This window comes from Bacillus sp. NMCC46, from assembly GCF_002998465.1.
Classification (GTDB): domain Bacteria; phylum Bacillota; class Bacilli; order Bacillales; family Bacillaceae; genus Bacillus.
The window spans coordinates 150,898-176,047 of record NZ_PVQZ01000004.1; the positions used below are offsets into that span (position 1 = coordinate 150,898).

The window sequence follows — 25,150 nt, forward strand, 5'->3', positions numbered from 1 at the left end:
TTAGAAGATAGCGGGTGTTTTCTTATAAAAAAGCCCCACTCCTATAGTAGAGCGGGGCTTTTTTGTATTACATCTTTTCCGGTGCAGATACGCCAATTAGTTTTAATGCATTAGCAAGCGTGATTTGTGTTGCTTTCATGAGTGAAAGACGTGCTGTTGTTTTTGTTTCGTTTTCTACATCAATAACCTTCTCGGCATTGTAGAAGCTGTGAAGGGCTGATGCAAGGTCATAAATATAGTTCGTCACGCGGTGCGGAATGCGCTTTTCAGCTGCTTCTGCTACAACTTCTGGGAAGCTGCCAATGATTTTGAGAAGATCGTATTCTTTTTCCGATTGAATGTGAGAGAAATCTGCTTTTTCAAGGCTCGGCTTGTAGCCTTTTTCTTCACCTTGACGCAGCATGCTGCAAATTCTCGCATGCGCATATTGTGCGTAGTACACAGGGTTTTCGTTAGACGTAGAAATCGCTAAGTCTAGGTCAAAGTCCATGTGTGTCGCCGCACTTCTCATCGCAAAGAAATAACGAGTGGCATCTAGGCCTACTTCTTCAATCAGGTCACGCATGGTGACAGCTTTTCCTGTACGCTTACTCATTTTCATCTTTTCACCGTTTTTGTAAAGGTGAACGAGTTGAATGATTTCTACTTCGAGCTTGCCAGCTGGATATCCAAGTGCTTGAATCGCCGCTTTCATTCGGGGGATATAGCCGTGATGGTCCGCTCCCCAAATGTTAATGAGCTGGTCAAAGCCTCTGTCTAGTTTGTCTTTATGGTATGCGATGTCTGGAAGCAGGTAAGTGAAGCTGCCGTCTTTTTTAATCAGCACACGGTCCTTGTCATCACCAAAATCAGTTGAACGCAGCCATGTTGCACCGTCTTCTTCAAAGACATAGCCTTTTTCACGAAGTGTTTCCAGCGCTGGTTCGATTTTTCCGTTTTCATATAAAGAGGTTTCTGAATACCATACATCAAATGGAACACGGAAATTCTCAAGGTCTACACGCAATTTCTCTAATTCGTATTTTAATCCGTATTCACGGAAGAACTTCATCCGCTCTTCTTCTGGCTCATGCACGAAACGGTCACCAAATTCATACGCAAGCTTTTGCCCGATGCCTTTGATGTCTTCTCCTCTGTAGCCGTCTTCAGGCATCTCTTTTTCAAGACCGAGTGCCTCAAAGTAACGTACTTCTACAGATAAAGCGAGATTATTGATTTGATTCCCTGCATCGTTGATATAGTATTCACGGCTCACATCGAACCCTGCTTTATCAAGGATGTTGCAAAGGGAATCACCTACAGCTGCTCCGCGGGCATGTCCAAGGTGAAGGTCACCTGTTGGGTTGGCTGAGACGAATTCGACTTGCACCTTTTGACCGCCGCCTGTATTCGTTTCGCCATATGCCTCTTTTGCTTCAAGGACAGCTGGGATGAGCTTTGTTAAATACTGATTGTTCATATAAAAGTTAATGAATCCTGGACCTGCGATATCCACTTTTTCAATAGAAGCTTTCCCTTTATCAAACGCTTTGACAATGTCCTCTGCGATTTGGCGAGGTGCTTTTTTCGCAATGCGGGCAAGCTGCATCGCCATGTTGGTGGAGTAATCACCGTGAGTTTTGTCTTTCGGCACTTCTAAAAGGACATCTGGTACCTGGCTTTCATCAGCAAGTCCTGCTTTGACGACTGCCGCAATGATTTCTTCTTTTAACGCATCTTTGACCTGTTCTGCGATATTCATGAACGTAAATCCTCCTTATACGAAATCGATAATGTATGTAAATGCTTTTGATCTTCCCCTGTCAGCATATCGTACGTAATGTGCAGCAGTCCCTTGTCCACATCTAGATCAATGCCATGTGTGTGTACATCAAGCTGTAGTGTACCGAAGGGCATCGTGTAATGTGTGACGGTCGTTTCTCCGATGAGAAAGCGCTGCTTCATTTGAATGGCACCTGATCTCATGACAAAAATTTCTTTTTCACTCATTTTCACAACGGTTTTTACTTGACCCATTTCATGTTCTTCATGGTAAGTGAGATACGTTTTGTCATCCTTCTCTTGATACGTTCCAGTCGTGCGGAATTCGATCGTTTCAGCCGGCTCCGTCTCTGGTTTCATCACTGACTTGACATGAATTGAAATTTGGTTTTGTGTCATTTTGCACTTCCTTTGCTAAGACCCGTTTAACTAAAATAGTATACCATATTCATGATCGCCTATCATCCCATCATTTCTCTTCTTCACTGCGATTAAACTTCGTTTTTGATCTTCCGCCATCCCTTTAGAAAAAAAGAAACAGGACACTCACTAATACCACCAATCCAGCCTTTACGCCCAAGTCTTTTCTGTTGATTAAATAAAAAAGAGCTTGTACGCCTGAACTTGCCAAAAATACCTGAAAAAAATCAAATGGCACGATTTGCGTCTGCTTACATACCACCTGCATGAATAACGCAATGGCCGTCAGATAGAAAAAGCCTCGATCCTGAAACAGCCCCATCATCTCTTCCTTTGCTTCCTTTTTCGAAGCAAAAACGGGCGGCTCAGCTTTGAGCTCTCGTTTCAGCGTGAGAATGCCTGCCGCTAACACACATAAAGCGAGAAGCACCATCAATATAGAAGAAAACATGAACTGCCTCCTTTTCCATGTAAAAAAAGAGCTTGTCCACATGAGATGACAAGCTCCTCTATCAAGGTGTTATTTCACAAATCCAAGCAGCATTTCGCGTAAAAGCTTGCTCGCTGTATTCGCTGTTTGGTCAGAATGATCATATACAGGTGCTACCTCAACAAGGTCTGCACCGACTACTTGGACATCAGAACCTGCAATCGCATGAATAGATGCAAGCAGCTCTTTTGATGTAATACCGCCAGCATCCACCGTGCCTGTACCAGGTGCATGAGCCGGGTCTAATACATCAATGTCGATCGTCACATAAACTGGACGCCCCTTCAGCTTTGGCAATACTTGCTTCAATGGCTCCAGCACTTCAAATTTAGAAATGTGCATGCCCGCTTCTTTTGCCCATTCAAATTCTTCCTTCATCCCAGAACGAATCCCGAAAGAGAACACATTCTCAGGTCCAATAAGTCCTGCTACTTTACGAATCGGTGTTGAATGAGACAGAGGCTCACCCTCATATTCCTCACGAAGATCCGTATGTGCGTCCATATGAATAATCGCCAAATCAGGGTATTTCTTATGCATCGCACGGAAAACCGGCCAAGACACAAGATGCTCACCGCCCATTCCTAATGGAAACTTCCCTTTTTCTAAAATACTGTCGACATACTCTTCAATTAAGTCTAAGCTTTTCTGTGCATTTCCAAAAGGAAGCGGAATGTCACCGGCATCAAAGAATGGTACCTCGTGCAGTTCACGATCTAAATAAGGGCTGTATTCCTCTAATCCAATCGAAACTTCACGAATACGGTTTGGGCCAAAACGTGAGCCCGGTCTATAACTGACGGTCCAATCCATCGGCATACCGTATAAAATGACTTTTGCATCTTCCCATGTCGGATGACTTCCAATAAACACTTTTCCTGAATAAGCCTCGTCGAATCTCAAACAAGATTCCTCCTTTTACGCTTCAAAAAATGCGCAAACTGTCATTTGCGCATTTCCACTTCGCTTGATTTATTTGATTAAGTCACTCACAAATTTCGGCAGAACGAATGCCGCTTTGTGCAATTCTTTTGTGTAATATTTAGTCTCAATATCAAAGAAACGGCTGTCTTCTACAGCAAGTGGATCATATTTTTTTGAACCGATGGTAAATGTCCAAAGACCACTTGGATACGTTGGAATATTCGCTGTGTAAAGCTTCGTGATTGGGAAAATTTCTTTCACATCACGCTGTACATTTGTAATCAGCTCAGGTGTGAACCAAGGGTTGTCCGTTTGTGCCACGAAAATACCGTCTTCTTTAAGTGCTTTTGAGATTCCTGCGTAAAATCCTTTAGAGAACAGATTCACAGCTGGACCAACTGGTTCAGTTGAGTCCACCATGATGACATCATATTCGTTGTCAGCTTCGGCAATGTGCATAAAGCCGTCTCCGACTTTGACATCCACACGAGGATCGTCTAGTTTTCCAGCAATAGAAGGAAGGAATTTCTTCGAGTATTCGATGACTTTTCCATCAATATCAACAAGTGTCGCTTTCTTCACACTTGGGTGTTTGAGGATTTCACGAATGACACCGCCGTCTCCTCCGCCTACGACAAGAACATTTTCCGGGTTTGGATGAGTGAAAAGAGGAACATGTGCCACCATTTCGTGGTATACAAACTCATCTTTCTCAGATGTCATCACCATACCGTCTAAAAACAGCATATTGCCAAACTCTTCTGTTTCCACCATTTCTAAATGCTGAAAATCTGTTTGTTCTGTGTGAAGGGTTTTGTTCACCTTCAATGTAATACCAAAATTCTTCGTTTGCTTCTCTGTATACCAAAGTTCGCTCATTGTCCATCTTCCTCTCATCCAATAATAAACAAACATCTATTGTTAGCGCCTTTATCGGCTATGACTATATCGATTGTCCAAGAAAAAAGTATAGTGGATTCATATCAAATTGTAAAGAACCGCATGAGTTCTCTTCAATTTTAATGCACGCTCTTGCAATCATTTGTTTAAAACGGTTTTCTTTGTTCCATACTGATAAAAAACCGTCAAAATGGGGGCTTTGCATGGACACAATCATGAGTAATAAAAAAATCCGCATGACCGTGAAAACGATTCGAGCCTGTTTTTTTATCGGCTTGCTCGCTTTTCTATTTGCAGGCACTGTCTTTTTGACGATTCTTTTACTTGCCAAATGGCAAGGTGCCCCTTCCGTTCAAGTTCCCCAATCCACGACCATTTATGCAGCCGATGGTTCAAAGCTTGGAGAATCCAACTTTGGAGAAAAGAGATATTGGGTGCCATTAAAGGACATGTCCCCTCATATCAGGCAGGCAGCTGTAGCTGTAGAGGATAAAACCTTTTATGAGCATCATGGTTTTGATGTGAAACGGATGGCGGGTGCTGCAGTGGCTGATATTCGTGCCATGGCTAAGGTACAAGGAGCCAGCACGATCACCCAGCAATATGCACGAAACCTGTATTTAGATCATGATAAAACGTGGAAGCGGAAGTGGAATGAAGCCTTTTACACGATCCGCTTAGAGCAAAACTATACAAAAGATGAGATTTTAGAAGGATACTTGAACACCATTTATTATGGTCACGGAGCGTATGGCGTGGAAGCGGCGTCCCGTCTGTATTTCGGGAAAAAAGCGAAGAATTTGACCCTCGCCGAATCTGCCTTACTTGCCGGTATCCCAAAGGGCCCTTCTCTCTATTCGCCTTATGTGAATGAAGAGAAAGCCGGTGCAAGAAAGAATATGATTCTGAGGCAAATGCAAGATGACGGCATGATTACGAAAAAGGCAGCCGCTGAAGCTTCGAAAGAAAAACTGTCCTATCGCCCTTTGCAGCAGAAGCAGCTGCAAGCAAAGCAAGCCCCGTATTTTTATGATGATGTGATTCGTGAGTTGAAACAAAGCTTGGGGTTAACTGAGGAACAGATTGAAACCTATGGACTTCATATCCAAACGACTTTAAATCCAGAGTTACAGAAAATCGCAGAGAAGACGTTAAAAAACACGATGTATTCGAAATCAGACATCCAAATCGGCTTTACCGCTATCCATCCCCAAACAGGTCATGTACTCGCCCTCATCGGGGGAAGAGATTATGAGAAAAGTCCATTCAATCGGGTGACACAAGCGAAAAGACAGCCCGGTTCAACAATGAAACCTCTCCTCTATTACATTGCCTTGCAGAATGGGTTTACACCAGCAACCGTCATGCGCAGTGAAGAAACGGTTTTTGAGCTCGATGATCAAGGAAGCGGTGCTGCTTATTCACCAAGCAATTATCATGGCTATTACGCCAATGACGGCATTACCATGCTTCAAGCCTTGGCGCTGTCTGATAATATTTATGCCGTGAAAACCCATCTATTTTTAGGAATGGAGCAGCTTGTACGTGCTGGCAAAACATTTGGAATCAACGAAAAACTAGATCAAGTGCCATCACTTGCCCTTGGCACGTCCCCTGTCAAACCAATTGAAATGACCAATGCTTACGCCATGCTGGTCAACGGCGGAAAACGCGTCAAACCAACCTTTATTACGAAAGTAACGGACGCAAAAGGCAACGTGCTTTATGAAGAAAAACAAAAACGAGAGCAAGTCCTAGATGAAAAAGCAGCATTTATTACCACCGATATGATGTCAGGAATGTTCAATGATCAGTTAAACGGCTATACGAGTGTCACTGGCCGCACCATTATGAAGGATCTAACGCGAACATACGGAGGAAAATCGGGAACGACAGGAGCCGACAGCTGGATGATCGGCTTCTCTCCCCAGCTCGTCGCGGGTGTGTGGACGGGCTATGATAAAGGGCGCACCATTGACTCGGTCGAAGAAACAGCCTATGCAAAAAAGATATGGGCATCCTTTATGGAATCAGCCCTCTCGAAGCAGCCAGCCTCCTCCTTCATGCCGCCAGACGGTGTAAAAGGTGTGTATATCAATCCAAAAACCGGCGATCTCGCAGGCCCAGGATGTGAATCAAAGGTATTCACCTATTTTATAGAAGGAACGGAGCCGACAGGTGTCTGCTACGGTGCTGAGGACAAAGCCTCTGAACAAGATCCGGTTCAAGATCAAAAACCAAAGAAATGGTGGGAAAAGTGGCTGAAACGTTAAAAAAGGACATGAAAAACCCCGAGATCTGCATCTCGGGATTCTCCATGTCCTAGCTTTAACACCAGTTTACTCAAAAAACAGCTGGAATTGGTAGCGATCCGCCATTCTTCACAAAAATTTCACAATTATTCAGAGACAGACAATCCTTCTTTTAATTCATCTGTGGATGCTTCCCATAGTGCTTTATTATGACTCTTCAAGAAATCAGCCAGCACCTTTTTCGATACGTCATCCATATGACTGACGACGATTTTTCGCTTCATCGATTTATCCATTAAATTCACATGCTCTGGAAGCGACTTATACCCGCGGCGGATTGAACGGTCGACGGTCATTTCACAAGCCGTCACACCCGCATAATAAGGGCCATCTTCTCTGCGGTCAATGGTTACCCATACGAGCCAATACGGCTTTCCGTTCGGTACCTCTTCTTTGCTTTTCAAGAATTTAATCCCTTTTTCCACGGCACTTCTCGCATGCATTGCACCAATATCAATGACCGCTTCCTTTTCCTCTACGTCAATGATCACTGGCGAAATGTTATCTAGGCTGAGCGCACCCGCTCCAAAGCCTCCGTGTCCGTCGGTTGCATCTGTTTTTTTAATGATATTAAAACCAATTGGTTTCTTCTTTTTACCTTCCATTCATTAAACCTCCTAAAGCAGCGGCTTCAAAATAAGTCCAAACCATTGAATGATTTGATCCCGCATTCCGATCAATGGACCAAAAATAAATTGTCCTAGCGGCGTAATCACGAATATCAGAAAAATAATGATCCCATATTGTTCGAATTGCGTCATTTTCGCCCGGATACGAGGGCTGACGACGTCCTCAATAATACGATACCCATCCAGCGGTGGAATTGGCAATAAGTTAAATAGGAACAAAATGACGTTTAAGTTAATAAAGATTCGGAAGAAATAATCGACCCCCGGCTCAAAGCGCATGAGCGTCTCCCCGCCAAATTTCTGAAGAAGCACGTACACGAAAAAGCCTAGAAACGCCAACACCAAGTTACTTAAAGGGCCAGCAATCGAGACACAGATTCCTGCTAAGCGCGGTTTTTTAAAATGATAACGATTCACCGGTACAGGTCTCGCCCATCCAAACCCGGCGACAAAGATTAAAATCGTCCCGAATATATCGAGATGCTTCAGTGGATTTAACGTGAGTCTCCCTTGGTTCTTAGCTGTCGGGTCTCCGAAACGATACGCAACATATGCATGCGCCAGCTCGTGCATCGTAAATGCAACAACAAGCGTAATAGCGACATATGGAATAAGTTCTAATGGATACACAAGAAATTGGTCCAAAGGCATGAATCCCTCTTTCTTTCTATACAATGATTTACTCCATTCAGTATACTATAAGAAGTCCCTTAAACTAAAGGGAAGCGTAGCACGAAAAGGAAAAAGGAGGTTTTCGCATTGCCGATTGTCACCGTTCAAATGCTAGAAGGAAGAACAGACGAGCAGAAAAGAGCTCTTGTGGAGAAAGTCACTGATGCTGTTGTTGAAACAACAGGCGCAGGTGCAGAAAAAGTCTCTGTCATTATTGAAGAAATGAAAAAAGAACACTATGCCGTAGCAGGAAAACGCATCAGCGACCTGTAAGCATAAAAAAGGACAAGCACATAGGTGTTTGTCCTTTTGTCTCTTATTTTATCTGTACCACGCTTTGTTACGGTTCACTTGATTTTTATGAGCCGCATCAAAGAAATCGACTGTGTAGGAATAATCATAGTTCATTAAGCAGACAATGCCGCTGCCTTGAGGGTCATGCGGTAAGCCAAAGTTATGACCGTATTCATGCGTAGCCGCTTTTGCGGTGTTCGCTGTTCCTTGATCAAGGTTAACAGCGAATGCACTTCCGCTCGGTGCACTATTGTATACATAAGCGATTCCGCCCGCATCAAAGTTTGGATTTGCTGTAAATCCAGTGACAAAATCGTATCCTCTGCCATCAAAGCTGCGCGAAAGGTTAGATAAAATTTGCTCTGCATTTGATCCTGAAGACGTCCAAGATCCTACGGCTTGTACGACAAAGTCCACATCATGATCACGGTTAAAGGTCACGTCCGCTTGCTCAATGATGCTGACAATCCGCGTCTGCCAGTCACTATATTTCGCACGATACTGCGCATCTGCTACAGCATAGACCGTTACTTTCTGACTGCCTGTACTTGCCTTTGTTGAAATAGAATCTCCTGTATTCGCCTTAAAGGTTCTAGAGCCTACCTGCTTACCAGACTCATCTAATACCTTTGTTTTCACATCTCGTTCAATTGGAGGTGCTTTCGTCAAATCTTTAAAATCGTTTGCCTTTGGCAACCCCTCACTAATATGTGTTTCGAACGGCGCATGACCATGATCATGCCCATGACCAGCACTCGCGACTGGTGCTGAAGCTGAACTTACTCCCGGTAACAAACTACCTACCAATAAAAATGACAAAAAGACTGAACGCTTTTTCATTCCTATCCCTCCTTTGATTTTCACAAGGTTATATATTCACTGAAAATTCACCATTTTCCTTCTATTCAGTCAAAAACAGGGAATTGGATACACAGAAAAAAAGTCGAAATACGTCATATTCACTAATTTTTCGGATATTTCAGCACACATTTCATCGGAAAATAGCGCTTTTGGTCTGGGTCTTACAAAACAAAAAAAGCCCTAAATGCTGGGCTTTTGCGAAACTAGTTCAATTCCTTCAATTGTTCAATATAAGCAAGAGCATCCTCAAATTCTTCGTCCGTATAGCGCTGCTTGCTTTTAATAGTGAAGACCTTTTCCTTTACCTCATCTTCTGGCAGGTCATCAAAGTATAAAATTGTGGAGACGAGCTCTAGGAAACGAGACGACTGCTCGTTCATCTGCTGCGTCAGTACTTTGAGGTCAGGCATGTCCACTTCACACTGATCGAGAAACTCTTTCCCATTGTCCGTCAGCGAATAGCGATATTGATAGTATCCGCCCTTTTTTTCCTTCATTTCGTCCAAGAATCCAAGGTTGCACAGCTCTTCAATTCTGAGTGTCAACTCCTCTGAATAGGGGCCATAAAAATGAAAATCGTATTTCTCATAAAAAGGCAAATCTAGCTTTTTTGCTATGTAAATCATCTTTTGCAGCTTCTTCCGTCCAACGATTTCCCCTGATTCAGAGAATACCTTCATCAACTTTGCATGCTCTTTCAACAAATTCCCGACATCTCCTTTTTCAGTACTTCCTTATCCCAATCCAAGCAGCTTCATGATCGCCTTCTTTTCTTCAGCTTTTTCCGACATATCTACAATTAAGTCCATCGGGAAATAAAGTTTATGATCGGTTCTTCGTTTACCGGAAATGGCGTCAACAATATCTGACTGTCTCGACAGCTCTTTAATATGACCACTTTGCGTCAAAAGGTGGATCGGCAGTCTCTCTTCTTCCTCCCCTGGTCTGTAGAAGTCGTAGGGCAAGTCAGAGGAAGAGTCGACGACTAAATAATAGTCAGGATCAATGCCTGCCTCCTTGAACAAGGCGGTCAGCTTGAAATATTTCGTCATTTCTTCATTCGGATTAAACTCTGTATATTGGAACAATCGGCGGTTCATAAAACGGCGGCACAAATCAGCCAGCACGTGATCTTCTTCGTCTTCCCACGCCTGAAAATAAAATAAGACAATGGATTCATCCAGCTTAATATAGTCCTCTGTGGTGACATTCCCCTCAAAGATCGAATAAAAATGAACAGGGGCATGTGTGAAAATATAGCCCGTTTCATGCAGCTCTTTTGCACGATGGAGAATTTTCGTTAAAATGACTTCCGCACTGCGTGTCACTGGGTGGAAATAAACTTGCCAGTACATTTGATAGCGGCTCATAATATAATCCTCGACCGCATGCATCCCGCTCTGCTTCATCACAATCTGATCTTCTCTCGGACGCATCACGCGCAAAATACGTTCCATATCAAAATGGCCGTAGCTGACGCCTGTATAGTAGGCATCACGCTGCAAATAGTCCATACGGTCGGCATCAATTTGACTTGAGATCAAACTGACCACCTGCTTGTTTTGATACGTTTTGGCAATCACTTCTGCCACATGCTTCGGGAAATCATCACTAACCCGGCGAAGCACTTCATTGACTTCGGTTTGCCCTAAAATAATATCTCTTGTAAACGATTCATGGTCTAAGTGGAAGACCTTTTCAAAGGAATGAGAAAATGGACCATGTCCGAGGTCATGAAGCAAGGCTGCACTCAGTACCAGCTCGCGTTCTCCCTCATCCCATTCCGGCCGACCTTTGAATACATCATCCACAATCCGTCTCACAATCTCGTATACACCGAGTGAATGATTGAAACGGCTGTGTTCTGCACCATGAAACGTCAAGTAAGTGGTTCCTAGCTGTTTAATTCGTCGCAGGCGCTGAAATTCTCTTGTTCCTATTAAATCCCATATTAATGCGTCCCGTACGTGAACATAACGGTGCACAGGATCTTTAAATACCTTTTCCTCAGATAATTTCCCTTTTGGATACGCCATCGTTTCGTCCCTCTTTTTTTAAGACGTGTTTCTATTATATCGGGTAACTTTCCCCGAAAACATCCTTGAATTTGCTGGTGAATGTGTTCTCAAAGATTGCACGGACGTAAAAAGCCCGACCTGACAGGGACGGACCTCTTTTTAGGTCGACTGAACACATTCAGTGACATTTATTTGACTTTTTTTTGAACCTTTTCGAGTAACTCATCTTCTGTTGGTGCGGATAATGGGCGATTGTTTACAAACGCAAAAGCCTTTTTTCGTCCTGGACCACAATAGGATTGACAGCCAATCTCAATTTTTGCATCAGGGTCAACCGATTTGAGTCGAGGCAGCAACGTCTTTAGGTTCGTCGCATCACAATCGTCACATACGCGAAACTCATTAGCCATGGTCTTACGCTTCCTTTCAATGATGAACTTCATTCTATATGAAACAGTTGGACAACCAAGAGTCATAATATACCACCCAACATTGTACATCGAAGCGGCTGGACTTGCAAGACGCATTGTAACCGCCGATACGCGCTTACATAAAAGCTAGTATTTTCCACTATCCTTTTAGCAAACTTGTATAAACTTTCTTGAACTTGGCTAATCTAATACCATCAAATCATATGGGGGTTTAAACATGTCAAAACAAAGACAAGATGCTTGGTCAGAGGAAGATGATCTCCTTTTGGCAGAAACCGTCTTACGTCACGTCAGAGAGGGCAGCACACAGCTGAATGCGTTTGAAGAAGTAGGAGACAAGCTGAACCGTACCTCAGCGGCATGCGGTTTTAGATGGAATGCTGTTGTGAGGCATCAATATGAAAAAGCGTTAGCCCTTGCCAAAAAGCAGCGAAAACAACGGATGCGCGCACTCGGCAATGGCCAGCCTGCAAAGAAACGATTACTCTATCAGCCGCAAGTAGAAGAAACGGTCACGCAAGAGGAATTCTCACAGGAGCTGGAACCAGCGCAGGAAGAAACGTTTGCACCAGCATCTGAAACAGCCGAGCAGCTTCAGTTTGTGGATCAAAGCTACAATGAAGAGTTAGCTAGTTTATCACATTTATTGTCACAAGCTTCTCATGTCGTAGAGAAAAAGCCAGAAGCCAATCCTTTTAGGCAGCAACAGGATTTAACCATCGAAGATGTCATTGATTTCTTGCGCCGCTATGAAGGTGATGGCCAGCAATCGTCTGCCTTACGCATGGAAAACAGCCGGTTAAAACGAGAAAACAACGAACTTTCACATAAAGTCACACAGCTAGAAGCGGAAGTGAAAAAGCTTGAAAAGGATCAGCTCACCATTCAAGAAGATTATGAAACACTTGTCAAAATCATGAACCGTGCAAGAAAACTAGTTTTGTTTGAAGAGGACGACACTGCCGCTCCAACCTTTAAAATGGACCGGAACGGCAACCTCGAAAAAATGGCAGAATAACAAAAAGTGCTCCCCATCTGCGGGAAGCACTTTTTTAAATGCCCAAAAATAGCATCACACTAAAAAGGACATTAATCAAAAAGACGAACATAAAAATATACCTGACTTGTCTCACCTGAAAATCACCAAATATAAAAAGATAAAGACCTGCGATGCCAAGTGTCAGTACAGGCTGAAGAAACGGCACCAAAAGCGAAATGCCGTAGCCGGCTCCCATGATGACAGGAAGCCATAGTAAATAGAGGTAACCGCCGTTTTTGGATTTCACCAGAACCCTTCCTTTCTTTTTACGAAAACACCTTTTCATTCCGCTCAATCATCCGCGTCATGTTTTTCTCAAATTCCAGTTGTTCTTCTGCGTTCAGTCCTGACGCTGTCAGCTGATCACTGAGCTTTTGAAGCTCTTCTAGTAAAAGACGCATAAGAAGCGCGCAATCAATTGGTTCTCCAGTTAATTCTGATAAAGACGCCATCGTATCTGGCTGTATATCAGGAAATACGGCCTTCACTTCTTCTCGTTTGTCTTTTAAGGCGGCGTCATAAAAACGGCGGATCAAGTCGGCACGTTCCCGCCCGCTTCCATCTGCACACAAATAAATTTGCACAGCGACTCCACCGCGTAATCTACGCTGAGAAATGCCTGCAAATTTCTTTCCATTGATGCTTAGATCATAACTGCCCGGACAATAAGAGCCGACAATCTCATAAGCTTCAATGTCCACCTCATACTTAGACAGCATCCGGCGGACCAATTCCACCATCGCATCATACCCGCGGTCAATATCAATGCCCTTCTTTTGTTCTGCAAAGATTAATGACACATTCAAGACACCTTCATCCAGCACCACAGCAAGGCCGCCTGAATTGCGTACAATGACGCGATAGCCCTCTTCCTCAAGCAGTTTCACGCCATCTTGCAGAAATGGAAGTCTTGTATCCTGAATCCCAAGCACAATCGTATTGTGATGTACCCAAGAACGCGCTGTCGCTGGTGAGAGACCCTTACCAACCGACGCACAAAGCGTATCATCCATCGCAAAGGATTGCTTCGGGTCCACATAAAGACCGAGGCTCGATTGATCTATGATTCGCCATTTCGGCTGTGTCAGTAACTCAATAGGTTCATTTTTCATGTCCTGCATATCCTCTCGTTCATAAACTGTGTTTATTATAACATGGGGGGAGAATGAGAGAGAAAAAAGCTCTATGACAAGGAACGTCACAGAGTTTTTCAACTGGATGCTTTGGTTTTCTTGTTCTTCCTTTTTGCGATGAAATAAACAGCTGCAATCAAAACGACAGGAATCCCAACCACGAGGCATGCAGCGATCAATGTGTTCCACGGCAAATCGATCATCTCCTTAATAGACTAAACTTCTATGTAACAGCCCTCACTGACCCAACTCAACAAGTCTTCAGCCACCAATTCCGCATGCTGAGGGTCTATCACACCAGCATCGACAATCCACACTGTTTTCTCCTCTTCTTCCTGCCGCATAAGAAATACTTGCCCGCCGCCATCGTCACCAATGGCTACATAGCAGCTGGCATAATGATGAACTTCCCACGTTGCATTGCGTTCCACTATGTCCTCAGTTCCGTATAGAAGCAGGTCGCCTCCAATGGAACATCCATTTGATTGTTTTAGTAAGGTCTTATAGACATAGGGGAAAATCAAATTTAGTTCAGCTTCTGCCTCTTTGATATGTATCTCACTTGCTGGCTCTTTCATGTTCAGATTTTGGATTTGAAATAGATTGATCATTTTTGAAAGCCTCCTATATTTTAAGCAGCTAATTTTTTCATGACACTTTTATACATCCGAAGGAGCAACTTTAATATGAAATAGAAAATAGCCACATCGAGTATAAAACCTAACCACAGAAATTCAAAGGCATGATGTGAGTGTAGAACTAGCCAATCAATGGGGAAACCTCGATATTCGGCATCTGAGAATGAAACTCCTCTCATCAAAGCTGTCCCAATGACAAGAAGAAAACCTGATACTTAATAGCCAGTTAAATGTTTTTTTGTTTTTGTGTTGTTTATGTTCCATATGCATTCCTTTCCCTGTTTTACTACCTACTACAAAACTTGATATTTCCTTATTCCTCTAGATATCAGACCTATTTTACCTTTTTCTAGAACAATAGACAGCAGTTCTATCTATGACAACAGTTCTTTATTTATTGCCATGCAAAATGATATTATTCGCGTAAAGTAGTTGATTAAAATAAAGTAAAAAACCTTGAAAAGCAAGTCATAGCCATTCAAGGTCAATTGATTTTCACTATTTATTCCGATTAAGTCTAATCCTCAATTAAATCTAGATAATATTCATTATTATTGAGAAACTTTTTGAAAAAATCCTCTAACGATTCAGCTATTTGAGTATCAAAATAATATACTGGATTATTAACTAATTTTAAATCTAATGAAATATAAATACCTTCGTTTACTTCAAAAAAAATAAGTTTATTTTCATCATCAAAAAGTCCATCTAAATCTGGATCAAATTCAAAAACACCTTCTCTTAATCTAATATCTGCTACTGTCCCTGGCCCCATAATTCTATTTATTGAGTTAGCACTTTGACCTTTAATAAAACCATAGCCAATTTCTAAATATAATTGTCTTAAATCATTTGGAAAACTTATGTCCATTCTTTGTTCAGCTTTTAAAATGTCATCTTCAGATACCTTATAAGTTTTATTTTCTAGTTCATTAATAAATTTAAAATTAGCCATATGCTATTTTACCTCCTTGGAAATAGTTTACCTGATGGAGCTCCCTTTCCATGTATCCCTGATTGATGTTCGTTAGGATATTTAGCCGGATGAATATTCCACCACTCATGGGCGCCACCAAAGTTGTTCTCTATGATATGATGAGCATCATACGGTTGACCAACCCTCCGAGCAACCTCTCCATTCTTATCAAGTACTTCTTCTGTATATCTTGGCCACTTTTGTTTGGTTTTTTCTTCCCACTCTGCAATTAATTTATCTTTCAAGCTCGATGTAAATTTGCTTCTATGCTTAGCAGTCTCTTTTGGTGTCAATTTTTCATAGTTTTTGTTTCTTAAGGCTTCTTTAATAAGATGAATTTGATCTTTATTAACCTTACGTCCAGTTTTAGCCTCTATATCCCTAAGATAAGCTTTTGCTAAATCCTTATTAAGTTCACCCGCACCTTTAGCAGTCTTCTCAACCCTCTTTACCACATTCTTCCCTTGATCAATCTTAAAGACATATTTCCCGCCTTTAATGATTTTCATAAATGGGATGATAGAGGCTGCGGATAGGGCTTGATCTGTGCTACTAATATTTTCGCTAGTTTCTGGGTCTTTACCAATAACCGCTCGGTATCCGTCATAGATGCCGCTGTATTCTAAAATGATGTTTTCGGCGGTTGAGACGACTTCACCGTCTAGTATGCGTTTGGCATTTCCGTGGCTGCGGCTTTCTGGGATGTTGTCGACTTCTTCTATTCTTACTTCGTCGTTTGCGATATACGTTCGAATGATTTGTTTATTGGCATAAACGGTGTATCTCCCGCCTATAAAATCAATGTCCGACGGATCTGTGATTACTTCATCAGCGATGTCGAATTCTTTTAGCTTTTTGATGCCTTTTACGTTATATAGTTTACCATTTACAACCCTGATGTCTCTAAGAATCTTACTTTTCCCGCTCACAACTTCTTTTTGTAATGTCGTAAGCCATGGATCGTTTGCTTTGACTTGCTTGTTGACGTTTCGGAGGGTGTCTCTATGAACCACCGTCCTCACATTTGCCTGTTCTTTCTCACCCAATTTCTTCAGCATGATCATCATCGGATTGTCTTTCGGGTTGTCTATTTTGTCATTCAATCCACTGATCGTGCTTCTTACTTTTTCTTCTTTTGTGTCTTTGAAAATAGATCCCTTTTGATAGCTGGTGATCTCGATTTTTGGGCCGGTGAACATGGTGCTTAAGGTGTTTATGTATTGTTTCATTGTTTGCAATGCACTTGTTGTTTCATTCATAGCACTTGTTTGTTCTCTGTCAAAGGCATGGAGCAGTCCAATGGTTCTGGATGTCTCAAGCCACGCTTTTTGAGAGCTCTGTTGAAACGCAGACTCGTCTACATGAGGCAAGTGAACGATATGACTGACCCTGCCGATCGCCTGGCTTACATCTGATACGATGTCAGAAATCGCTCGCTCCGCTTTTTTTAAACCTGAATCAAGTTCGTGTTCAATAAATGTTTGTGAAATAAAACCGTGTTGATTTGATTCAAGGGCATGAAGTGCCTGCTTTGTTTTTTTGAGCGCAGAACTGTATTCCTCAATGACAACCTGAAAGAATTGCAAGAAAGGAATATGGCATTCTGTATAAAATGCTCGAATGGCTTGCCCTGCCTCTCCCTTTAGTGCATCATCAAGTGAGATGATGTGGTCGATTTGTTTTTCTAGTGAGCTGATGTTTTGTGATTGCTGCTTTAACGAATTCAGTGTTTGGTCAATTCCATTGATTAGCGCAAAGGCGTCAAGGGTTTTCATTCCGTTCTCCTTTATTTTCTTTTATGACTAGAAGCAAGCGATTTGTCCGTTTCAATCATGGTGCTAACGGCTTGTTCTGTTTGTACAAGCTGTTTCTGAAGTATCTCTATATAGGATGTACTTAGTTCATTCAATTGCTGGTTGATCTTTTCTATCTGTTCTGTGGTGGAGAGCTCATTTTTCCCTTTGATAGTTTTTGGAAGTGTTGAATGGACATGAGCGCCTGCTTGTTTTACATTTTTTAATGCTTTTTTCGCCTCACTGGCATCTATTTTAATTTCTTTGCTCATTTTATTTTCCTCGTTTTTCTTCCAGTTGTTTTTGCTTCTCTTTTTCTATCTTTCTTTCAACTGTATGAATATCACGTTCTAATGAATGGATATCTGCTGTCAAGTCATTGATTTTTTCATCAATTCGATTCAATAGATTGGTGAGCTGTGCATCCTTTATCTCTTGACTAACCGATTTCATCTCTTCCCTAAGGCTATCAAACGTATCTGCCAAGTGGCCAAACCATGTATGTGAAGTAAGGTCTGGACGCGTGATGTTCTTGCTCGCATCTGACAAGGCCATTTTTGCCTCTTTCACTTCTTTTCGACATATGCTCAGTTCTATGATTTGTTCTTTTTTTATGGATATGTCTGCCTTTAACGAATACAAGGTTGTTGTATAACCGATGATAGCTCCAGACACCGTCAAACACCTCTATTCCTCAAATAGTCCTCCGTTATGTTACCATTTCCTAGCACAAGAGGCATATGATTGAAAACGAATTCACTAAAAAATGAATCATAGGTATTGGGTTTTTATACCTATTTCACACGCGAAAAAAAAGCTAGCTTCGTGTGAAAACGAAACTAGCTTTTTTGATCGTTACTATTATCGTGCTTGAGCTGCTGTGATAAGCGCAAGGTTGTAAACGTCTTCGGCATTACAGCCTCTTGAAAGATCGTTTACTGGCTGGTTTAAGCCTTGTAAGATTGGACCTACAGCTTCAAAGTTACCTAAGCGCTGTGCAATTTTGTAGCCGATGTTTCCAGCTTCGAGGCTAGGGAAAACAAATACGCTCGCATCACCTTTGATGACGGAATCTGGCGCTTTTTTCGCTGCTACTGAAGGAACGAAAGCTGCATCGAATTGGAATTCTCCATCAAGTACAAGCTCAGGTGCCTTTTCTTTTGCAATACGAACTGCTTCAGATACTTTTTCTGTTTCGTCTGATTTTGCTGAGCCTTTTGTAGAGAAGCTAAGCATTGCCACACGTGGTTCGATGTCAAACATTTTGGCTGTGTTTGCACTTTCGATCGCAATTTCAGCTAGATCTTGGCTGTCTGGTGCAATGTTGATCGCACAATCAGCAAACACATATTGCTCTTCGCCGCGAGCCATGATGAAGACGCCAGATGTTTTCTTTACGCCTTCTTTTGTTTTAATGATTTGAAGTGCTGGGCGCACTGTGTCAGCAGTTGAGTGTGCTGCACCGCTCACAAGTCCGTCTGCAAGACCTTTGTACACAAGCATTGTACCGAAGTAGTTTTCATCTAGTAATGCTTTTCTTGCCTGCTCTTCTGTTGCTTTGCCTTTACGTCTTTCTACGAAAGCTTGTACAAGCTCTTCAAAACCTTCATATGTATGAGGATCATACACGTCAACACCATCAAGTGTAAGACCTAATTCTTTTGCTTTTGCTTCAACTTCTTGTTTTTTACCTACAACAATTGGCTGCAATACTTTGCCATCTGCTAGTTTTTGAACGGCTGTTAGAATGCGTTCGTCCATTCCCTCAGGAAAAACTATCTTTACTCCTTTACCTGCAACCTTTTCCTGAACTGTTGAAAAAATATCTGCCACTTATATACCCTCCTTGATTTTACAAAAAAAGCGTTCTCTTTTAAGCATACTCTTCTTCTACATAAATTCAAACTACCAACTTACATTATAGCGCTTACAAATTAAATTCTTATTTTTCAAACTAATTTAATCAATTTCCATAATAGCTGTTTTCGTCGTTCAAGTTTTGATCACATCTTCATTTGGACAAACTATGTTATAGTTGGAACAGATGGAAAACTGTAAATAGGAGTGAAATAAATGAGCGAACAACATACAACCAATGAAGCAGCTCAAACACTAGACGGCTGGTATGCACTGCATGATTTTAGAACCTTTGACTGGACAGCTTGGAAGCTGCTGACAAGTGATGAGCGCCAAGCGATTCTTCATGAGTTCACAGGTCTATTAGAAAAATGGAAAACAGCTGAGCACGATATGGCTGGAAGCCAAACAATCTATAGTATTGTCGGCCAAAAAGCAGATATTATGCTCATGATTTTGCGTCCAACCATGGAAGAACTGGGTGAAATTGAACTTGAATTCAATAAAACACGACTAGCAGAGTTTACAATCCCAGCTTATTCGTACGTTTCAGTTGTGGAACTCAGCAACTACTTAGCTGGAGGCGGAGATGGCGGAGATCCTTACGAGAACCCGCATGTACGTGCGCGTCTATACCCAGAGCTCCCTTCTTCTCAATACGTGTGCTTCTATCCAATGGATAAAAGACGTTCTGGCAATGACAACTGGTACATGCTCTCCATGGATGAGCGTAAATCACTCATGAGAAGCCACGGCTTAATTGGCCGCAGTTATGCTGGGAAAGTAAAGCAGATCATTACAGGCTCCGTCGGTTTTGATGATTATGAGTGGGGCGTCACTCTTTTCGCTGACGATGTGCTTCAATTTAAAAAATTGGTTTATGAAATGCGCTTTGATGAAGTCAGTGCACGCTACGGCGAATTTGGTTCCTTCTTTGTCGGAAACCGATTAGCAAACGAGCAGCTGGCGTCTTATTTTCATGTATGATAAACTCTTAAGGCTTCGGATCTTTCCGAAGCCTTTTTATGTATTTTTTTTTAGAAAGGTGATCACATCATGAAAAACTTCCCCATCGCTATTTTTGCTTTAACGCTCGGTGCGTTTTCGATTGGCATGACTGAATTTGTCATTATGGGACTTTTGCCAAACGTCGCAAATGATCTCCATGTATCTATTTCTGCTTCAGGTCAGCTGATTACCGGATACGCACTTGGTGTCGCAGTTGGCGGCCACATGGGTTAATCCCCCCTTCTCGTAAAGATGGGGTTTTCATTTGAATAGCAACAGACATTGATACTCATGAAGTCAGAAAGAAAATTCACAGGATTGGCTTTGTATGTGAGCATTTGGGATACGTTGTGCAACCATAAAACGAACGGCCAGAATGTCTATTTTTTTTACGGACCATTTGAGCTCCACAAACACACTTGATCGGCTTTGCCTTTACTTTCTGTTTGAATTCACCAGCTGTCATGCTTACTGATAAATTGAGTGCTGTCATTAGTTCAATGAGTTTGTATCTATCCAAAAGCTTAACATCATTGCTTTCAGCCAGTTCTCGCGCATCTTTTGTATAAAAGTTGTTCGTGATCACCCAGGACTCTTCAGCCTTATAGTGATTTTTGGCGGCCACTATTTCTTGAATCGCTTTTATACCGACCTTAGCTTTTTGACGCTTTGCTTGCACTACGATCTTTGTGCCTGATTTTTTTATGATGAGATCAGCCCCAAAATCCTTCCTTTCAGGTGTCACCTGAACCTTATAATCATTAGCCCTAAACATATATGCGAGGTATTGCTCAAACTGAAAACCATCCATATAGTCAATATCCTTAATGCTAGACTTTACGAATTTGCTCTTGTTTTTGTTTTTTGAAAGAAAGCTTGCAACAAGATAACAAACACCTATCATTACGATTACGGCAAATACAATAAACAAGACATTCCAGGTGTTAGGTAGTTTCAATAAGATATTTGTCCTCACCAAAATTGACTCCTCCTATTGTAAAGAAAGAAAAAACCTCCTAAATAGGAGGCTATCTTTGCTAAGCAAATTCCACTCTTTTATTTTCAAAGCTATAGACCATCGATTGGCTCCAAGCTTTACCCTTGCTTGACTTTAGTTTCATTGAGTAATTTGGCCGTTTCCTTTGGCGTGACTTTTTTATCCCCCAATTTCTCCAAGTTGTTTTTAAACAAAAACTATAAGCCTTAGAATTTTCAAGAATAAGTTTTCCGCACTGTTTACAAGTTGCTATTACTTCTCGTTCAACATTTATTGTCTTAATGTTGTTCTTAATGTCAGAACAAGTTTTATTGATAAAAGGCCTCAATTCCATGTAAAAGTCTTCTTTCGTCATTTTGCATGCTTCAACTTCCGACAGCAATGACTCTAGATATGCTGTTGCATGCACATTAGTAAGAAGATAATCATCCGGCATCATTTGAATTAATGTTCTACCCAGCTACGTTGAAATTAACTTGTTATCTTTACGTTCAATGTAACCACGTTTGATTAGTAGCTCAATGATAGAATCGCGCGTTGCCACCGTACCGATTCCTTCAGCACGTTTCAATGTTTTCTTCTCTTCATCATCTAATAGCCCCTTTATATACAATTTTTGGTGCAGCTGCATACGCAGTATTTTTCTTGAAAAGATTGAATAAAAATGACAGTTCAAATGCTTTACTTTCAATCTGTTCTTCAAAAACTAATTCTTGATTTTTTCACCATGATTAATCAATTTTTCAAACGAAGCCTTCTCCCTTTTTCCATTGACTAACATGTACAATACTTTCCCATCCATTTCTAAATAGCCCTCATTATTAACCCCAAATGTTTCTATCCCCTTGGCTGTATAATTAGTGGTTGGATTATCATTTGTGGTAAGCATTAAAGAAGCAATAACAATTAAACTTAAAACAATCAATAAACGCCTTAATAATAATTTCATATACGTATCCTCACCCTTTTTAATAAAAAAAGAGTATTCCTTTTTAAGAAATACTCTTTTTTCTTGCTATTTATTTAGTTCATCCCATGTCACGTCAAGTTCACCTTCACCGTAAGTGTACTCGTTATACGTTTTCCCAGATTCACCGTTACCACCATTATTTTTAATATTGCCACCACCAGTTCTTTTACCGTTAGAGGTAGAATTATTAGGCGATTTTTTTTGGAGTCTCTTTTTTTACATAAGACTTCTTTGGGGTAGTTGAACCAGAACTAATATTGTTATTTTTCTTGTTGGAATAGTTTGGTTTAAGTGATCTAGAAACATTGGAATTATTATTAGATTTATTTGAACTGTATCCATTTTGGACTTTCTTATTGCTGCTAGGAGTTTGTTCTTCGGTTTTACTAGTAACGCCTTGATTTACTTTTCTCATTGCTAGTCACAATGTTTTTCTGTTCAACTTTAGTTTTTGTTTTGACATAATTTTTTTCAAGTTTCACTAGTTTCTTTTGCATTTCTTTCTTTAATTCTGGATTTTTAATTTTGCTGATCTCCTTTTTAGCAAGATCAATATCCTTTTGAGATTTCACTCCAGCTTTTAATGCTTTATTTGATTTTCCGAGAACTTTTTGCTGTTCTGATAGGCTCTTTAAGAATTTAGTTTCTTTCTTTACAAAATTCTTATCATTGATAGCTGCAAGTGCTTTTTCCAAGGAACTAATTTGTTTCTTTGTTTCACTTGATTTAAGAACACCCTTTTTGCTTGATACTTTATTTAATTCTTTTGAGAAATTAATTTTTTCTCTGCTTGCTCTATATCAGCAAGTAAAGATTTTTTTGCCGTTTTGTCGCTGACTAACTCTGTTTTCCCTTTATCAGCCAATAAATTCTTTTCATTCAAATTTTTGTTTAGTTACGTACAGCAGCAATAGCTTCATTAAAATGATTAGATTCTTTTGCTTCAGCTTGTTTATTGTATATATAAACTCCACCGAAACCGGTTACAGCAATAGTCGCTACTGCAATGCCAGCAATAATTTTCTTTTTCATTGTAAAATCCCCTTTTATAGTATCGTCATTTTTTTCTAAGAATGAATGCCGTAATAAAAGACTCTAGATGCTACAATTAAATATGGAAACCAACTTAAAATACATGATATGGTACAAGAAATGTAACTTCCATATTTATTCGTATTATCTCTTTTTATAATGTTGGTTTTTGGCATGTACCAACAACCTTGGATTTCCTATCATAAATAGAAAACCTCAGTCACGAATTGTATCACAAGTGGATTTTAAGCTTCTCCCCACTAACTAGATTAGTCGTATAGTTAACTTGGTTGGTGATCTTCGACCAAGCACCACGCATAATTTTTTTTTCAAGGAACATTTTAATAATCATTACAGTTTAACTTGCTCTATAACTAACTGATCTTGACCTGCCAACCTTAACCAGTTCACTATTTCTATTCTTGCGTTTAGCAAGAACTTTGCCTTCAATTGTTCTTACTGTTCTTATATCATAATAAATTTCATGAAATCTTAAGATTTGATTATTATGGACATTTTGAACAAATAAACTTGATTTTAGAACATAAATCTCTTTATTAAAGGTCTTAATCGTCACTGTATTAGCAAGATTAACAAATTCAAATCTTACCATTTTTTCTTCTGACATTTTTTGCGCCTGTCTCATATTTGATGTTGCACCACCGTTTATAAATTTTCTGTTAAATCCTCTGTCTTTATTCCTAATGTTTGCGTAATTTTCATCATCACAGCAAGAGAGGATTTATTATAGTCTCCATTCTCAATCTTAGAGATGGTTGCTTGCGAAACCCCGGATACTGCTGCCAACTGAAACTGGGTCCACCCTTTTTCTTTTCTCTTTTCTTTAACGATGTTCTTTATTGTTTTCACCTCCTTAAAGTTGAAATTAAAATATCTTACCTTTTTCTGCTATCATTAAATAAAAACAAGCATTGGTGTGTGTGGATCTTATGAACGAATTACGAAATGAAATAGGAAGAAATATTCTCAAACGCAGGCAAGCGTTAAAGATATCATCTACTGAACTCTCTAGCCTTTCAGGAGTCTCCCAATCCTCTATAAGTAAAATTGAAAGGGGGACTTCCTCACCAAACATCGAGACACTGATTAAAATTGGCAAAGCTTTAAATATTCCATTGTATGGAGTTCTGCCTAAATCTCTCTTCCCTGAAGTTGATGATAGTGCCCAGAAAAATGGAAGCTTATTCATGTACTTAATCAAATGTCAGGTGGCGAAATAGAGTTTATCCAATCAATTTTTTCAACTAATGTTCTTTCACTTATGAATAATATTGCCCCCCTCATACAATCCTTCAACGAATTAAGTGATAAGGAACGTGACTTATTGAGGGGATTTTTAAATTCGATTACGAATATTACTTTACAAGATGATAAAACAAAAAGGGAGGGTTAATTTTATACCCCCCCTTTTATTTAAGTTTCTTCTTTATCGTCTTCAACTGTTTTTTTATTGTTTCGACCGATTTAAACAAATGTTCTGCGATCTGCCCTCTTGTTAACCCTTTTTCTTTTAATTTATAAACCTCTCTTTCGGCCGGAGTTAATATGCTAGCTTTTCTCTCTATACGCAGTTCATTAATTAACAGGCTTGAAACATCAGCATTTAATGTAACCTTATCTATAAAAGCTTCTCTAATAAATTTTGGGATATCTTTGTACGATGACTTGTTAATGTAATTCATGGCCCCTTGATCAAATGATTCTAGAATGATTGCAGGCTCTTCCCAGGAAGTAAGCATGATGATCTTCTGGAAACCTCTTTCAACCAACTCTTTTGATAAATCTAAACCGCCTAATTCCTCATCTTCAGATAAAGTTAAATCCATAAGTATAATATCAACTTCATGATTCTCCAGCTGCAAGGCTTCACTTTTTGTGAGAGCTTTTTTTACAACAACCATATCTTTTTCTTTCGAAATTAAGTCGCTAATACCCTTCATCCACACTGGATCATCCTCAACAATCATTACCTTG

General features: G+C 40.5%; 32 protein-coding genes and 1 pseudogene. 6 read left to right on the forward strand and 27 right to left on the reverse strand.

Annotated elements, in window-relative coordinates:
- Window positions 1-67: 67 nt before the first annotated feature.
- From argS to speE, 5 genes are all read right to left on the reverse strand, one after another.
- Window positions 68-1,741, reverse strand: coding sequence for an arginine--tRNA ligase (gene argS / locus C6Y01_RS12850; RefSeq protein WP_034660325.1), 1,674 nt, complete (start codon window positions 1,739-1,741; stop codon window positions 68-70).
- A complete protein-coding gene (locus tag C6Y01_RS12855) occupies window positions 1,738-2,160 on the reverse strand; it encodes a YwiB family protein (RefSeq protein WP_034660326.1) in 423 nt (140 codons plus the stop codon). Before C6Y01_RS12855 ends, argS begins: the two co-directional genes overlap by 4 nt.
- 124 nt (window positions 2,161-2,284) lie before the next feature.
- Window positions 2,285-2,632: a hypothetical protein gene (locus C6Y01_RS12860; protein ID WP_034660328.1), complete on the reverse strand. Its 348-nt coding sequence runs from the start codon at window positions 2,630-2,632 to the stop codon at window positions 2,285-2,287.
- 69 nt (window positions 2,633-2,701) lie between these two features.
- Window positions 2,702-3,574 (reverse strand): agmatinase, encoded by an 873-nt coding sequence (gene speB / locus C6Y01_RS12865; protein WP_088003052.1) that lies wholly within the window; start codon window positions 3,572-3,574, stop codon window positions 2,702-2,704.
- A 69-nt stretch (window positions 3,575-3,643) separates the two neighbouring features.
- Window positions 3,644-4,474, reverse strand: coding sequence for a spermidine synthase (speE, locus tag C6Y01_RS12870; RefSeq protein WP_012011597.1), 831 nt, complete (start codon window positions 4,472-4,474; stop codon window positions 3,644-3,646).
- Window positions 4,475-4,698: 224 nt separating this feature from the next.
- Between speE and C6Y01_RS12875 the strand changes: the two genes are divergently transcribed.
- Window positions 4,699-6,768, forward strand: a complete 2,070-nt coding sequence (locus C6Y01_RS12875; protein ID WP_034660331.1) for a transglycosylase domain-containing protein — start codon at window positions 4,699-4,701, stop codon at window positions 6,766-6,768.
- Window positions 6,769-6,893: 125 nt separating this feature from the next.
- On the opposite strand, the gene C6Y01_RS12880 is transcribed toward C6Y01_RS12875, so the two are convergent.
- The gene (locus C6Y01_RS12880; RefSeq protein WP_034660332.1) at window positions 6,894-7,412 is read right to left on the reverse strand and encodes a YwhD family protein; all 519 of its coding nucleotides are present in this window, start codon (window positions 7,410-7,412) and stop codon (window positions 6,894-6,896) included.
- 12 nt (window positions 7,413-7,424) lie between these two features.
- Window positions 7,425-8,081, reverse strand: coding sequence for a site-2 protease family protein (locus C6Y01_RS12885; RefSeq protein ID WP_223249931.1), 657 nt, complete (start codon window positions 8,079-8,081; stop codon window positions 7,425-7,427).
- Between the two features lie 114 nt (window positions 8,082-8,195).
- On the opposite strand from C6Y01_RS12885, the gene C6Y01_RS12890 reads away from it, so the two are divergent.
- Window positions 8,196-8,381, forward strand: coding sequence for a 2-hydroxymuconate tautomerase (locus tag C6Y01_RS12890; RefSeq protein ID WP_012011601.1), 186 nt, complete (start codon window positions 8,196-8,198; stop codon window positions 8,379-8,381).
- 48 nt (window positions 8,382-8,429) lie between these two features.
- Here C6Y01_RS12890 and C6Y01_RS12895 read toward each other — a convergent pair whose 3' ends face one another.
- The 4 genes from C6Y01_RS12895 to C6Y01_RS12910 all read right to left on the reverse strand — a co-directional run bounded on the left by C6Y01_RS12895 (window position 8,430) and on the right by C6Y01_RS12910 (window position 11,691).
- Window positions 8,430-9,242, reverse strand: coding sequence for a zinc-dependent metalloprotease (locus C6Y01_RS12895; RefSeq protein WP_034660335.1), 813 nt, complete (start codon window positions 9,240-9,242; stop codon window positions 8,430-8,432).
- 224 nt (window positions 9,243-9,466) lie between these two features.
- Entirely contained in the window at window positions 9,467-9,967 is a 501-nt protein-coding gene (locus C6Y01_RS12900) for a YwgA family protein (protein ID WP_034660337.1), read from the reverse strand.
- A 30-nt stretch (window positions 9,968-9,997) separates the two neighbouring features.
- Window positions 9,998-11,299 carry an HD domain-containing protein gene (locus C6Y01_RS12905; RefSeq protein ID WP_007497716.1) on the reverse strand — a complete coding sequence of 434 codons (1,302 nt, stop codon included), beginning with the start codon at window positions 11,297-11,299 and terminating at the stop codon, window positions 9,998-10,000.
- Between the two features lie 170 nt (window positions 11,300-11,469).
- Window positions 11,470-11,691, reverse strand: a complete 222-nt coding sequence (locus C6Y01_RS12910) for a YuzB family protein (protein ID WP_003215259.1) — start codon at window positions 11,689-11,691, stop codon at window positions 11,470-11,472.
- Between the two features lie 238 nt (window positions 11,692-11,929).
- On the opposite strand from C6Y01_RS12910, the gene C6Y01_RS12915 reads away from it, so the two are divergent.
- Window positions 11,930-12,730, forward strand: coding sequence for an RsfA family transcriptional regulator (locus tag C6Y01_RS12915; protein ID WP_034660339.1), 801 nt, complete (start codon window positions 11,930-11,932; stop codon window positions 12,728-12,730).
- Window positions 12,731-12,764: 34 nt separating this feature from the next.
- Here the strand turns inward: C6Y01_RS12915 and C6Y01_RS12920 are convergent, their stop codons facing one another.
- The 8 genes from C6Y01_RS12920 to pta form a co-directional block, all read right to left on the reverse strand.
- Window positions 12,765-12,998 (reverse strand): DUF5970 family protein, encoded by a 234-nt coding sequence (locus C6Y01_RS12920; protein ID WP_034660341.1) that lies wholly within the window; start codon window positions 12,996-12,998, stop codon window positions 12,765-12,767.
- Between the two features lie 19 nt (window positions 12,999-13,017).
- Window positions 13,018-13,863 carry an octanoyl-[GcvH]:protein N-octanoyltransferase gene (lipL, locus tag C6Y01_RS12925; RefSeq protein WP_034660343.1) on the reverse strand — a complete coding sequence of 282 codons (846 nt, stop codon included), beginning with the start codon at window positions 13,861-13,863 and terminating at the stop codon, window positions 13,018-13,020.
- Between the two features lie 236 nt (window positions 13,864-14,099).
- On the reverse strand, window positions 14,100-14,495 hold the full coding sequence (locus tag C6Y01_RS12930; protein ID WP_095285668.1) for an SMI1/KNR4 family protein: 396 nt from the start codon (window positions 14,493-14,495) through the stop codon (window positions 14,100-14,102).
- Window positions 14,496-15,039: 544 nt separating this feature from the next.
- The gene (locus tag C6Y01_RS12940) at window positions 15,040-15,477 is read right to left on the reverse strand and encodes an SMI1/KNR4 family protein (RefSeq protein ID WP_095285667.1); all 438 of its coding nucleotides are present in this window, start codon (window positions 15,475-15,477) and stop codon (window positions 15,040-15,042) included.
- Between the two features lie 8 nt (window positions 15,478-15,485).
- Window positions 15,486-17,273, reverse strand: a complete 1,788-nt coding sequence (locus tag C6Y01_RS12945) for a T7SS effector LXG polymorphic toxin (protein WP_095285666.1) — start codon at window positions 17,271-17,273, stop codon at window positions 15,486-15,488.
- Window positions 17,274-17,284: 11 nt separating this feature from the next.
- Window positions 17,285-17,563, reverse strand: coding sequence for a YwqI/YxiC family protein (locus tag C6Y01_RS12950; RefSeq protein WP_095285665.1), 279 nt, complete (start codon window positions 17,561-17,563; stop codon window positions 17,285-17,287).
- A 1-nt stretch (window position 17,564) separates the two neighbouring features.
- Window positions 17,565-17,966: a YwqH-like family protein gene (locus C6Y01_RS12955; RefSeq protein ID WP_095285664.1), complete on the reverse strand. Its 402-nt coding sequence runs from the start codon at window positions 17,964-17,966 to the stop codon at window positions 17,565-17,567.
- A 186-nt stretch (window positions 17,967-18,152) separates the two neighbouring features.
- Window positions 18,153-19,124 carry a phosphate acetyltransferase gene (gene pta / locus C6Y01_RS12960; protein WP_034660357.1) on the reverse strand — a complete coding sequence of 324 codons (972 nt, stop codon included), beginning with the start codon at window positions 19,122-19,124 and terminating at the stop codon, window positions 18,153-18,155.
- 240 nt (window positions 19,125-19,364) lie between these two features.
- Between pta and hemQ the strand changes: the two genes are divergently transcribed.
- Together hemQ and C6Y01_RS12970 are read left to right on the forward strand one after the other, a co-directional pair.
- Window positions 19,365-20,135, forward strand: coding sequence for a hydrogen peroxide-dependent heme synthase (gene hemQ, locus C6Y01_RS12965; RefSeq protein WP_106038279.1), 771 nt, complete (start codon window positions 19,365-19,367; stop codon window positions 20,133-20,135).
- Between the two features lie 69 nt (window positions 20,136-20,204).
- Window positions 20,205-20,378, forward strand: a pseudogene (locus C6Y01_RS12970) (MFS transporter); the annotation flags it as partial.
- 88 nt (window positions 20,379-20,466) lie between these two features.
- Here the strand turns inward: C6Y01_RS12970 and C6Y01_RS12975 are convergent.
- The 7 genes from C6Y01_RS12975 to C6Y01_RS13000 form a co-directional block, all read right to left on the reverse strand.
- Window positions 20,467-21,132, reverse strand: a complete 666-nt coding sequence (locus tag C6Y01_RS12975) for a restriction endonuclease (RefSeq protein WP_127687226.1) — start codon at window positions 21,130-21,132, stop codon at window positions 20,467-20,469.
- A 481-nt stretch (window positions 21,133-21,613) separates the two neighbouring features.
- Window positions 21,614-21,844, reverse strand: a complete 231-nt coding sequence (locus C6Y01_RS18835; protein WP_189318703.1) for a hypothetical protein — start codon at window positions 21,842-21,844, stop codon at window positions 21,614-21,616.
- 15 nt (window positions 21,845-21,859) lie between these two features.
- On the reverse strand, window positions 21,860-22,102 hold the full coding sequence (locus C6Y01_RS12985; protein WP_106038282.1) for a hypothetical protein: 243 nt from the start codon (window positions 22,100-22,102) through the stop codon (window positions 21,860-21,862).
- A 407-nt stretch (window positions 22,103-22,509) separates the two neighbouring features.
- Window positions 22,510-22,818, reverse strand: a complete 309-nt coding sequence (locus tag C6Y01_RS12990) for a hypothetical protein (RefSeq protein ID WP_106038283.1) — start codon at window positions 22,816-22,818, stop codon at window positions 22,510-22,512.
- A gap of 196 nt (window positions 22,819-23,014) precedes the next feature.
- Window positions 23,015-23,155: a hypothetical protein gene (locus C6Y01_RS18970; protein WP_164847182.1), complete on the reverse strand. Its 141-nt coding sequence runs from the start codon at window positions 23,153-23,155 to the stop codon at window positions 23,015-23,017.
- 358 nt (window positions 23,156-23,513) lie between these two features.
- Window positions 23,514-23,801 (reverse strand): hypothetical protein, encoded by a 288-nt coding sequence (locus C6Y01_RS12995; protein ID WP_106038284.1) that lies wholly within the window; start codon window positions 23,799-23,801, stop codon window positions 23,514-23,516.
- A 20-nt stretch (window positions 23,802-23,821) separates the two neighbouring features.
- Entirely contained in the window at window positions 23,822-23,962 is a 141-nt protein-coding gene (locus C6Y01_RS13000; RefSeq protein ID WP_240667843.1) for a helix-turn-helix transcriptional regulator, read from the reverse strand.
- A 143-nt stretch (window positions 23,963-24,105) separates the two neighbouring features.
- Between C6Y01_RS13000 and C6Y01_RS13005 the strand changes: the two genes are divergently transcribed.
- Window positions 24,106-24,396, forward strand: coding sequence for a helix-turn-helix domain-containing protein (locus C6Y01_RS13005; protein WP_106038285.1), 291 nt, complete (start codon window positions 24,106-24,108; stop codon window positions 24,394-24,396).
- A 189-nt stretch (window positions 24,397-24,585) separates the two neighbouring features.
- Here C6Y01_RS13005 and C6Y01_RS13010 read toward each other — a convergent pair whose 3' ends face one another.
- Window positions 24,586-25,143 carry a response regulator transcription factor gene (locus tag C6Y01_RS13010; RefSeq protein WP_106038353.1) on the reverse strand — a complete coding sequence of 186 codons (558 nt, stop codon included), beginning with the start codon at window positions 25,141-25,143 and terminating at the stop codon, window positions 24,586-24,588.
- Window positions 25,144-25,150 lie beyond the last annotated feature (7 nt).